The sequence below is a fragment of the Tsuneonella sp. HG222 genome (genome assembly GCF_053819185.1).
Window position 1 is genome coordinate 1 of sequence record NZ_JBSOQZ010000009.1, and the last position, 318, is coordinate 318.

Here is a 318-nt window from a genome sequence, read left to right on the forward strand (position 1 = left end):
AGCCCCCGGCCATCACCAGCAACGGCGGCGGCGCGAGCGCGGCGGTCAACGTGGCCGAGAACACCACCGCGGTGACCACCGTGGTGGCGAGCGACGTCGATGCCGGCACGACGATCACCTACTCGATCGTTGGCGGCGCCGATGCGGCCAAGTTCACGATCGATGCAGCAACCGGTGCGCTGGCGTTCGTCACGGCGCCCAACTTCGAGGCGTCGACCGATGCCGGTGCCAACAACGTCTACGACGTGACCGTGCGCGCGAGCGACGGCACGCTCGCCGACGACCAGGCGATCGCGGTCAGCGTGACCAACGTCAACG

Annotated in this window: 1 protein-coding gene; it reads left to right on the forward strand. The window is 69.2% G+C overall.

All coding sequences use genetic code 11. The features are described 5' to 3' along the window. Nucleotides 1–318: cadherin repeat domain-containing protein (locus ACWPMZ_RS16540; protein WP_455705190.1), on the forward strand; the 318-nt coding region annotated here is incomplete at both ends.